General features: G+C 73.7%; 11 protein-coding genes. 5 read left to right on the top strand and 6 right to left on the bottom strand.

Annotated elements, in window-relative coordinates:
• Positions 1-69 precede the first annotated feature (69 nt).
• The 6 genes from kdpC to O2W16_RS20570 all read right to left on the bottom strand — a co-directional run bounded on the left by kdpC (position 70) and on the right by O2W16_RS20570 (position 5,797).
• Complete coding sequence (gene kdpC, locus O2W16_RS20590; RefSeq protein ID WP_269160703.1) at positions 70-705, bottom strand: potassium-transporting ATPase subunit KdpC; 636 nt, start codon at positions 703-705, stop codon at positions 70-72.
• Positions 705-2,756, bottom strand: a complete 2,052-nt coding sequence (gene kdpB, locus O2W16_RS20585) for a potassium-transporting ATPase subunit KdpB (protein WP_269160702.1) — start codon at positions 2,754-2,756, stop codon at positions 705-707. Before kdpB ends, kdpC begins: the two co-directional genes overlap by 1 nt.
• A gap of 61 nt (positions 2,757-2,817) precedes the next feature.
• On the bottom strand, positions 2,818-4,527 hold the full coding sequence (gene kdpA, locus O2W16_RS20580) for a potassium-transporting ATPase subunit KdpA (RefSeq protein ID WP_269160701.1): 1,710 nt from the start codon (positions 4,525-4,527) through the stop codon (positions 2,818-2,820).
• Positions 4,527-4,598 (bottom strand): potassium-transporting ATPase subunit F, encoded by a 72-nt coding sequence (locus O2W16_RS21740; protein WP_442928925.1) that lies wholly within the window; start codon positions 4,596-4,598, stop codon positions 4,527-4,529. Before O2W16_RS21740 ends, kdpA begins: the two co-directional genes overlap by 1 nt.
• Positions 4,599-4,929: 331 nt before the next feature.
• Entirely contained in the window at positions 4,930-5,352 is a 423-nt protein-coding gene (locus tag O2W16_RS20575; RefSeq protein ID WP_269160700.1) for a VOC family protein, read from the bottom strand.
• A gap of 10 nt (positions 5,353-5,362) precedes the next feature.
• Positions 5,363-5,797: a helix-turn-helix domain-containing protein gene (locus O2W16_RS20570; RefSeq protein ID WP_269160699.1), complete on the bottom strand. Its 435-nt coding sequence runs from the start codon at positions 5,795-5,797 to the stop codon at positions 5,363-5,365.
• Between the two features lie 209 nt (positions 5,798-6,006).
• Here O2W16_RS20570 and O2W16_RS20565 point away from each other — a divergent pair, with 209 nt between their 5' ends.
• From O2W16_RS20565 to O2W16_RS20545, 5 genes are all read left to right on the top strand, one after another.
• The gene (locus tag O2W16_RS20565; RefSeq protein ID WP_269160698.1) at positions 6,007-6,639 is read left to right on the top strand and encodes a DedA family protein; all 633 of its coding nucleotides are present in this window, start codon (positions 6,007-6,009) and stop codon (positions 6,637-6,639) included.
• A 73-nt stretch (positions 6,640-6,712) separates the two neighbouring features.
• A complete protein-coding gene (locus tag O2W16_RS20560; protein ID WP_269160697.1) occupies positions 6,713-9,262 on the top strand; it encodes a sensor histidine kinase in 2,550 nt (849 codons plus the stop codon).
• A complete protein-coding gene (locus tag O2W16_RS20555) occupies positions 9,259-9,960 on the top strand; it encodes a response regulator (RefSeq protein ID WP_269160696.1) in 702 nt (233 codons plus the stop codon). The genes O2W16_RS20560 and O2W16_RS20555 overlap by 4 nt, the downstream gene beginning before the upstream one ends.
• Positions 9,961-9,993: 33 nt before the next feature.
• A complete protein-coding gene (locus O2W16_RS20550) occupies positions 9,994-10,266 on the top strand; it encodes a helix-turn-helix transcriptional regulator (protein ID WP_269160695.1) in 273 nt (90 codons plus the stop codon).
• Positions 10,263-10,745, top strand: a complete 483-nt coding sequence (locus O2W16_RS20545; RefSeq protein ID WP_269160694.1) for a hypothetical protein — start codon at positions 10,263-10,265, stop codon at positions 10,743-10,745. Before O2W16_RS20550 ends, O2W16_RS20545 begins: the two co-directional genes overlap by 4 nt.
• The last annotated feature ends 31 nt before the right edge of the window (positions 10,746-10,776 follow it).

Genomic DNA, 10,776 nt, shown 5'->3' with positions numbered 1-10,776 from the left:
GTCGGCTCAAAGGCACGAAGCCAGTCAGACCTGGAGTCACACCTACCGCTGCCGGCGCCAGCTCACCAGCTACGAGCTGGCCCCGCCATGCTCACAGTCAGCCCTCGCGCCGAAGCGCTCGTCGAGGGCCAGGTTCAGCTTCAGCACCCGCACGTGCGGCGCACCGACGAAGCCGAGCTCGCGCCCGTCGGTGTACTCGTCCACCAGCGCCTGGACGTCGTCCACCGGCACCCCGCGGGCCTCGGCGACGCGAGCGACCTGCAGCGCCGCGTACTCCGGCGAGATGTCCGGGTCCAGCCCCGACCCGGACGCCGTGACCGCGTCCGCCGGCACCTCGGACTCCGACACCCCGTTGAAGGCGGCCACGTCAGCCCGCCGCTCCCCCACCGCGGCGACCAGCTCCTCGGAGTTCGGCCCCAGGTTCGACCCGCCCGACGCCGCGCCGTCGTAGTCCGACGCCGACGGCCGGGTCTGGAAGTACTCCAGCAGCGGGTCGCCGTCCTCGTCGGTGAACGACTGGCCGATCAGCGAAGACCCGACCACGGATCCGTCCACCGACACCAGCGACCCGTCGGCGCGAGCCGGCGCGATCACCTGGGCGACGCCCGTGATCACCAGTGGGTAGGCCAGGCCGAGCACCACGGTGGCGACGAGCAGGGCACGGACGGCGGCCACCAGCTGGCGGCCCGAACGCAGAGCGGACATCACGCGATTCCGGGGATGAGAGAGACGAGCAGGTCGATGATCTTGATCCCGACGAACGGCAGCACCACGCCGCCGACGCCGTAGAGCAGCAGGTTGCGGCGCAACATCGCCGACGCGGACGCCGGCCGGTACTTCACGCCGCGCAGCGCCAGCGGCACCAGCGCCACGATGATCAGCGCGTTGAAGACGACGGCCGACAGGATCGCCGACTCCGGGGACGACAGCCGCATCACGTTCAGCGCGTCCAGCCCCGGGAAGACCCCGGCGAACATCGCCGGCAGGATCGCGAAGTACTTCGCCAGGTCGTTGGCGATGGAGAACGTGGTCAGCGACCCGCGGGTGATCAGCAGCTGCTTGCCGATCTCCACGATCTCGATCAGCTTCGTCGGGTCGGAGTCCAGGTCGACCATGTTGCCGGCCTCCTTGGCCGCGGTCGTCCCGGTGTTCATCGCCACCCCGACGTCGGCCTGCGCCAGCGCCGGGGCGTCGTTCGTCCCGTCACCGGTCATCGCCACCAGCCGGCCGCCGGACTGCTCGCGCTGGATCAGCGCCAGCTTGTCCTCCGGCGTCGCCTCGGCCAGCACGTCGTCGATCCCGGCTTCAGCAGCAATCGCCCGCGCCGTCCGCTCGTTGTCACCGGTGATCATCACCGTGCGGATGCCCATCCGGCGCAGCTCGGCGAAGCGCTCCGCCATCCCCTCCTTGACGACGTCCTTGAGGTGGATGACACCCAGCACCCGAGCGGACCCGCCGTGCGCAACAGCCAGCAGCAGCGGCGTCCCGCCGGCGGCGGAGATGCCGTCGACGACGTCCCCGACCTCCGGCGGCACCGGGCCGTCCTGCGCCCGCACCCACGCCAGTACCGCACCCGCGGCGCCCTTGCGCAGCTGCCGGCCGTCGGGCAGGTCGACCCCGCTCATCCGGGTCTGCGCGGTGAAGGGGACGAAGACGGCGGAGTCCAGTTCGCGCCCGCGCAGGCCGTAGCGCTCTTTCGCCAGGACGACGATGCTGCGCCCCTCCGGCGTCTCGTCGGCCAGCGAGGCCAGCTGCGCGGCGTCGGCGACCTCCGCCTCCGAAGCCGCTCCAACGGCGACGAACTCCGAGGCCTGCCGGTTGCCGAGGGTGATCGTGCCGGTCTTGTCCAGCAGCAGGGTGTTCACGTCGCCGGCGGCCTCGACCGCGCGGCCGCTCATCGCCAGCACGTTGCGCTGCACCAGCCGGTCCATCCCGGCGATGCCGATCGCCGACAGCAGCGCGCCGATCGTGGTCGGGATCAGGCAGACCACCAGGGCGATCAGCGTGGTCAGCGACTGCTCGGCACCTGAGTAGATCGCCAGCGGCTGCAGCGTGATGACCACGATCAGGAACACGATGGTCAGCGAGCTGAGCAGGATGTTCAGCGCGATCTCGTTGGGCGTCCGCTGCCGGGAGGCGCCCTCGACCAGGGCGATCATCCGGTCGACGAACGTCTCCCCCGGCTTGCTGGTGATCTCCACGACGATCCGGTCGGACAACACCGTCGTCCCGCCGGTCACCGCCGACCGGTCACCGCCGGACTCGCGGATCACCGGCGCGGACTCCCCGGTGATCGCCGACTCGTCGACGCTGGCGATCCCCTCGACGACGTCGCCGTCCCCCGGGATCACCTGCCCGGCGACGACGACCACCCGCATGCCCGGCCGCAGGTCCGCGGCGGGCACCTCGGATCCGTCGAGCAGGTAGGCGACGGTGGTCTGCCGCGCCTTGCGCAAGGTGTCGGCCTGCGCCTTGCCCCGGCCCTCGGCCACCGCCTCGGCGGCGTTGGCGAACAGCACGGTCAGCCACAGCCAGCCGGCGATCAGCCAGCCGAACACCGACGGGTCGGTGATCGCCAGCACGGTGGAGAACACCGAGCCGACCCACACCACGAACACCACCGGCTGGCGCACCAGGCCGCGCGGGTCGAGCTTGCGGACGGCACCGGCCAGCGCCGGGCCCCACTCGATCGCCGCGCGGGGGCGTGGCTCGGTGGGCGCGGCGGAGACGGGACGACGATCGAGCGCCGCGGTCATGACAGTCCTTCAGTCGAGAGGAGGGGCCAAAATCGCGACTTTGGCCCCGGGAGGGGGGCGGTCACGCGAGGGCCTCGGCGAGCGGGCCGAGCGCGAGCGCCGGGAAGTAGGTGAGGCCGACGACGACCAGGACGACGGCGCCGAGCAGGCCGACGAACAGCGGCTGGTGGGTGGGCAGCGTCCCGGCGGTCACCGGCGCCCTGCCCTGTGCCGCGAGCCGGCCGGCCAGCGCGACCACCAGCACGATGGGCAGGAAGCGGCCGAAGGCCATCGCCAGGCCCAGCGCGGTGTTGTAGAAGGGCGTGTTGGCGCTCAGCCCGGCGAACGCCGAGCCGTTGTTGTTCGACGCCGAGGTGAAGGCGTAGAGCACCTCGGAGAGCCCGTGCGAACCGCTGTTGAGCAGCGAGCTGAGGCCGGTGTCGGTGGCGACCGCGACCGCCGTCCCGGTGAGCACGAGCACCGGAGTGACCAGCACGTAGAGCGAGGCGAGCGTCATCTCGCGGCGGCCGAGCTTCTTGCCCAGGTACTCCGGGGTGCGCCCGACCATCAGCCCGGCGACGAACACCGCGACGACGGCGAGCACGAGCATCCCGTAGAGCCCGGAGCCGACCCCGCCGGGCGCGACCTCGCCGAGCATCATGTTCGCCAGCACCAGCATCCCGCCGGTGGGCGTGTAGCTGTCGTGCATCGAGTTGACCGCCCCGGTGGAGGTCAGCGTCGTCGCCGTCCCGAACAGCGCCGAGAGCGGCCCGCCGAAGCGGACCTCCTGGCCCTCGGTCGCGGCACCCGCGAGCTGCAGCGCCGCTCCCCCGGCCCGGGCCTGCGCCCAGCTGGTCAGCGCCAGCGACGCGGTGGCGAGGCCGGCCATCACCCCGACGATCGCCAGGCCCTGCCGGCGGTCACCGACCATTCGGCCGAAGGTGCGCGGCAGCGAGAACGGGATGACCAGCAGCAGGAACACCTGGAACAGCGAGACCCAGGCGCTCGGCCCCTCGAACGGGTGCGCGGAGTTGGCGTTGTAGAAGCCACCGCCGTTGGTGCCCAGCTCCTTGATCGCCTCCTGCGAGGCGACCGGCCCGCCGGGCAGGAACTGCGTCGCCCCGGCCAGCGTGGTCGCGTCGGTGCCCGACGACAGGTTCTGCACCACCCCACCCAGCACCAGGACGACGGCGGCGAGCGTGGCCAGCGGCAACAGCAAGCGGGTGATCGCCCGGGTCACGTCGACCCAGAAGTTGCCCAGCCGGTCGGTGCCGCTGCGGGCGAAGCCGCGCACCAGCGCGATCGCCACCGCGATGCCGACGCCCGCCGAGACGAAGTTCTGCACCGCCAGCCCGGCCATCTGGACCAGGTGGCCCATCGTCGACTCGCCGCTGTAGCCCTGCCAGTTCGTGTTGGTCACGAAGCTGATCGCGGTGTTCCAGGCCGAGCCCGGCTCCACCCCGGCCATCCCGTTGTCCAGCGGCAGCCACTGCTGCACGCGCTGGAGCAGGTACAGGAAGAGCACCGACACCAGCGAGAAGGCCAGCACGCTGCGCAGGTAGACCGGCCACCGCTGCTCGGAGTCCGCGTCCACCCCCACCGCGCGGTAGACCAGCCGCTCGACCCGCCAGTGCCCTCCTCCACCCCGCCACCAAAATGGCCATTTTGGTGGCTGAGGGGCCGGGTCGGTGGTGAAGACGCGGGCCATCCAGTCGCCCAGCGGCTTGTGGACGGCGACGAGCGCGGCCACCAGCAGCGCCACCTGCAGCCAGCTGGCTGCGGTGCTGCTCATCAGAACCGCTCCGGGAACAGCAGGCCCGCGAGCAGGTAGAGCACCAGCCCGGCGGCCACGGCCAACGCCACCCAGGTCACAGCCGTTCCACCCCCCGCACCGCCAGCGCCAGCAGGCCGAAGACCACCAGCGTCAGGAGCACGTAGACCACGTCGGTCACGTCGAGAGCACCTTCATCCGCATCCGGGTGGACGACCTGGCGTCGTCCACGTCCGGGCGGCGACGCTAGGAGTGCTCAGCGGTGCTGACGGGTGTCTTGACGAGTCCTTGACGGCGCGGGGTGGCGACCTTGACGCCGTCCTGACGGACGACGCCCCCACCGGACTCGGCAGTGGGTCGCAGCGATGTGCGCTGAGGGCCCGTTGTGAGCTCAGAACGGGCCCTCAGCGCACATCGTCGCCGTCAGGCGGACGGCGGCGGGGTCATCTGGGCGACGCGGACGGAGTTGCCGAACGGGTCGCGGAAGCCGAAGTCGATGCCGTAGGGCTGCACGATCGGCTCCTCCGGCAGGTCCACCCCCCGCTCCTTGAGCTCGGCGTGGGTCTTGCGCGCGTCGTCGGTGGTGAAGAACAGGTGCCCGCCGCCGGCGCCCTTGGTGACCAGGTCGCGCACCTGGCCGGCGATCTCCGGGCTCACCGACGGCGGCGCGGGCAGCTCGAGCAGGACGGCGTGACCCGGGTCGGACGGCAGCGCCACGGTCAGGAAGCGCATCGGCCCGAACTGCATGTCGGTCTGCACCTCGAAGCCGAGCGTGCCGACGTAGAAGTCCAGCGCCTGGTCCTGGTCGAGGACGTAGAGGGAGGTGATCGAGATCGTGTTCAACATGGTCAGGACGCTAGGGGCGGGCAGCGTCCCCGGGCTTCTCCGAAAGTGCGGTCTCCCCGCTGGGCCGCAGCCACCGCATGCCGAAGCAGGAGGGCACCGGCGCCAGCGGACCACGACGCCGGTACACGCTCGGCGGCTCCCCCACGATCTCGGTGAACACCCGGCTGAACGTGCCCAGGCTGGCGAACCCGACGGCCATGCAGACGTCGGTGACGCTGGTGCCGGTGCTGCGCAGCAGCCACATCGCCCGCTCCACCCGCCGCCGCTGCAGGTACCGGTGCGGCGTCTCGCCGAAGGTGGCCCGGAAGGTGCGGATGAAGTGCGCCTCCGACACGTGCGCGACCCGGGCCAGGGCCGGGACGTCGAGCGGTTCGGCGTAGCTGCGGTCCATCACGTCGCGAGCGCGCAGCATCCGCCGGTTCGAGTCCTCGCTCGCGCGGCTCATCGGACCGGTCCTGGCGTGCTGCCCATGGCGTCCCCTCCCTCCTGACGGTCGACCGTCGCGTCGTCCGGCCCTGGGGTCAAGCGGCCGGATCAGGGGGATCCCTGATGTGCCGGGCCCCGGTTCCCGACAGGCTCGTCCCAGCCGACCGCCGTGAGCCCGGCGGCGACGAGGGGGCAGCAGATGCCGACGACGGTGCGGGCACGTCCGTGGTGACCGCCGCGCTCGACCAGGTGGGCGGGTGGCCGGCGGCGCTGGTGCTCGGCGTCGCCGCGCTGGTCCTGGCCCTGGAGAGCGGGGTGGTCGCCGGGGTGCTGCTGCCCGGGTCGACCACCCTCGTCGTCCTGGGGCTGTGGTCGGCGACCACCGGCACACACCCCGCGCTGCCCATCGCCGTCGCCGCGGCCGCGAGCGGCGGTGGGGCGGTGCACGGCTGGCTGCGCGGCCACCACCGCCGGCAGACCGGCCCGCCGCAGGGCCGGCTGCGGACCCGGGTCGAGCCGGCGGTGCGGCAGGCGCAGCTGTGGCTGACCACCCGGTCGCCCCGGCACACGGCGCTGGTGCTCGCCGCCGCGCACTGGGCCGCGGTCACCCGGACGCTGACGCCCCGCGTCGCCGGGGGCGCGGGCGTGCCGCTGCGGCTGCTGGGGCCGGTCGTCGTCGCCAGCAGCACCGCGTGGGCGACCACCGTCGTCCTGCTGTCCCGGGAGCTTGGGCAGCAGGTCGCGGACGAGGCCGGCTGGGTGCCGGTCGCCGCGGTCGCCGTCCTGGCCGGGGCGCTGCTGGCCCGTCGCCGGCTGCGACACCGCACCCTGACGTGCCGGCCGCACGGCCAGGCCGGCTGAGCCGGGCGACCCCGGGTCACCCGCCGGGGGTGGTCTTGACGGGATCCTGACGCCCGGCGGCATCGGACTGTCGGTGCCCGGGGTGATCATGGACGGCATGGCCCGCGGCACGCTGCGCATCTACCTGGGCGCCGCCCCCGGCGTCGGGAAGACCTTCGCCGTGCTCGGTGAGGCCCACCGGCGCCGCGAACGAGGCTGCGACGTCGTCGTCGGCCTGGTCGAGACGCACGGCCGGCCGCGCACCGCCGCCGCCGTCGAGGGCCTGGAGGTGCTCCCCCGCGCCCGGGTCACCCACCGCGGCGTCACCCTCGACGAGCTGGACGTCGACGCCGTGCTCGCCCGCCGCCCGGACGTCGTCGTCATCGACGAGCTGGCGCACACCAACGTGCCCGGCAGCCGGCACGAGAAGCGCTGGCAGGACGTCGAGCAGGTGCTGGACGCCGGGATCAGCGTGCTGACCACGGTCAACGTGCAGCACCTGGAGAGCCTCAACGACGTCGTCGAGCAGATCACCGGCGTACCGCAGCAGGAGACGGTGCCCGACGCGGTGGTCCGCCGGGCCGACCAGATCGAGCTGGTCGACATGAGCCCGGAGGCGCTGCGCCGCCGCCTGGCGCACGGCAACGTCTACCCCGCCGAGCGGGTCGACGCCGCGATGGGCCACTGGTTCCGGGTCGGCAACCTGACCGCACTGCGCGAGCTGGCGCTGCTGTGGCTCGCCGACCGGGTCGACGAGGGGCTGCGCACGTACAAGCACGACCACGCCATCGACCACGTCTGGGAGGCCCGCGAGCGGGTGGTCGTCACCCTCACCGGTGGCCCGGAGGGCGAGACGCTGATCCGCCGCGCCTCCCGGGTGGCCCGGCGCAGCGGCAACGGCGTGCTGCTCGCTGTGCACGTGCTCTCCGGCGACGGCCTGGCCGGCGCCTCCTCCGGGGCGCTGCGCGCCCAGCGGGCACTCGTGGAGAGCCTGGGCGGCAGCTACCACCAGGTCGTCGGGGACGACGTCGCCGAGGCCCTGCTGGAGTTCGCCCGGGGCGTCGACGCCACGCAGCTGGTCATCGGCACCAGCCGGCGCCCGCGATGGGCGCGGGCGCTGCGCGGCGGGATCGGCGGGCGGGTGATCGCCGGCTCCGGCGAGATCGACGTGCACATCGTCACCCACTCCGCCGCCGGGTCGCAGGGCTGGCGGCTGCCCCGCAGCCAGGGGGCGCTCACCGCACGGCGCCGCTGGCTGGGCTGGCTGGTGGCCGTGCTGGGCGTACCGGTGCTGGCGCTGGGCTGCATCGCCGCGCAGGCGGCGCTGTCGCTGGCCAGCGTCCTGCTGGCCTTCGTCCTGCTGGTCACCGCGGTCGCGATCGTCGGCGGGCTGGGGCCGGCGCTGGCCACCGCCGTCGCCGGCGGGCTGGTCGCCAACTGGTTCTTCACCGCCCCCACCGGCCGGCTCACGGTCAGCCAGGTCGACGACGTCGTCTCGCTGTTCGGCGGCGTGGTGGTCGCGGTGGCGGTGGCCGCCGTCGTCGACCGGTCCGCCCGCCGGGCCACCGCAGCGGCCCGCTCCCGCGCCGAGACGGCGATGCTCGCCTCGCTGTCCCGCTCGGTGCTCGCCGGCGACCGGGGGCTGCCCAGCCTGCTGGAGCAGATCCGGGAGGCGTTCGGCCTGCGCTCGGTCACGATGGTGGAGAGCACCGAGGGTCGCGAGCACACCGTCGGCACCTGCGGCGAGCACGGCGCCGACGACCAGGTCGACGACGTCGCGGTGACCGACACGCTCACCCTGCGGCTGTATGGGCGCGCGCTGCCGGCCGGTGACCGGAAGGTGCTGGTCTCCGTCGCCGAGCAGGCCGCGGTCGCCCTGCAGCAGGGCCGGCTCGCCGCCCAGGCCGCGGAGGCCTCCCGGCTCGCCGCCGGCAACAGCATGCGCAACGCCCTGCTCGCTGCGGTGAGCCACGACCTGCGCACCCCGCTGGCCGGGATCAAGGCCGCCGCGTCCGCGCTGCGCACCGAGGAGCTGGCGCTGAGCGAGGAGGACCGCGCCGAGCTGGTCGCCACCGTCGACGAGTCGGCCGACCGGCTCACCGGCCTGGTCGACAACCTGCTGGACATGAGCCGGCTGCAGGCCGGTGTGGTGACCCCGACCGCGGACCCGGTCGACGTCGCCGCGGTGGTCGGCCGGGCGCTCACCTGGCTGGACCCCACCCAGCGGCGGCGGGTGACCCGCCCCGACGCCACCGACGTGCCGCCGGCGCTGGCCGACCCCGGGCTGCTGGAGCGGGTGGTGGCCAACCTGCTGCTCAACGCCGCCGGCCACGCGACCGGCGGCCTCCAGGTCGACGTCTCCCGCGTCGCCGGCCGGGTCGAGGTGCGCGTGGTCGACCGCGGCCCGGGCGTGCCGGCGCGGGACCGGGACCGGATGTTCGCGCCGTTCCAGCGGCTGGGCGACTCCCCCGCCGGGCAGGGCGTCGGCCTGGGCCTGGCCGTCGCCCGCGGCCTGACCGAGGCGATGGGCGGCACCCTCACCGCCGAGGAGACCCCGGGCGGCGGGCTGACCATGCTGGTGTCGCTGCCCGCCGCCCCCGTCGACAGCGCGTCCGGCCCCCGGCTGACGGCGGCCGAGGCGTGAGCCGGGTGCTCGTCGTCGACGACGACCCGCAGCTGCGCCGGGCGCTGCGGATCACCCTGCGCGCCGCCGGCTTCGACGTCGTCACCGCCGAGGACGGGCGGACCGCGCTCGCCGAGGCCGCGGCCGCGGCCGCCCACCCCGACCTGGTCGTGCTCGACCTGGGGCTCCCCGACCTGGACGGCACCGAGGTGCTCGCCGGGCTCCGCCCGTGGTTCACCGGCCCGGTCGTGGTGCTCTCGGCCCGCGGCGACAGCTCGGACAAGGTCGGCGCCCTGGACGCCGGCGCCGACGACTACGTGACCAAGCCCTTCGACATGGCCGAGCTGCTCGCCCGGTTGCGCGCCGCCCTCCGCCGGGGCACCGCCGACCCCGGGCAGGCGCAGGTGGTCACCGACCACTTCACCGTCGACCTCGCCGCCAAGCAGGTGACGGTGGACGGCGTCCCGGTGCGGCTGACCCCGACCGAGTGGGCGCTGCTGTCGGAACTGGTGCGCAACCCCGGTCGGCTGGTCGGCCAGCGGGAGCTGCTGCAGTCGGTGTGGGGCCCGGCCTACGAGCGGGAGACCAACTACCTGCGGGTCTACCTCGCCCAGCTGCGCCGCAAGCTCGAGCCGGACCCGGCGCACCCCCGGTACCTGCACACCGAGCCCGGGATGGGCTACCGCTTCCTGAAGGACCCCCCACCGCCCGTGGGGTAGCACTTCGACCTGCTGGCGTAGTAACTTTGCTACATGGCACCGCGCAAACGCTCCGACGAGGTGGAGCTGTACAACCGCCTCACCCTGCTGCGCACCGAGCGCGGCATGTCCCGCCAGGAGCTGGCCGACGCCGTCGGCGTGCACTACCAGACGATCGGCTACCTCGAGCGCGGCGAGTACAGCCCCAGCGCCACGCTCGCGCTGCGGCTGGCCGCCGTCTTCGGCCTCCCGATGGAGGCGGTCTTCTCCCTCACCCCGTTCCGCACCCTGTCCGAGCAGGTCTACGGCACCCAGGAGTCCTCATGAGCAGCCCCACCCGCACCCAGCGGCGCGCCGCCCGTCTCGACGACCCGCGCTTCGAGTACACCCGCACCCCACGCGTCCGACGTCGGCTGGTGGTGGCGATGTGCGGGCTGCTGGTCGCCGAAGCGGCCCTCTTCCTCATCGCCGAGCGGGCACCCGTGCCCTTCGCCGTCGGCATGGCGGTCCTGGTGGTCGCGTTCACCCTGTGCCTGGGCGTGCTCAAGGGCAGCACCCGCGGGGTGGAGGAGCTGCCGGCCCACGCGCTCGACGAGCGCCAGTGGCAGCTGCGCGGGGAGGCCTACGCGCGCGCCTACCGGATCGGCTTCGGCCTGCTGACCCTGGAGCTCCTCGCCGTCGGCGTCTGGCTGGTCGCCGGCTGGCCGGCGCCGGGGACGAACATCCTCCTCGGCGCGATCCTGCTGCCGTTCCACATCGGGATCGTGCTGCCCACCCTGGTCACCGCCTGGTCCCGCCAGGTCTGAAGAAGGACCCCGTTCCCCCCACGCTTCGCAA

Source organism: Modestobacter sp. VKM Ac-2984 (assembly GCF_026967985.1).
Lineage (GTDB): Bacteria > Actinomycetota > Actinomycetes > Mycobacteriales > Geodermatophilaceae > Modestobacter.
This window is presented reverse-complemented; position numbering and strand designations above follow the sequence as displayed.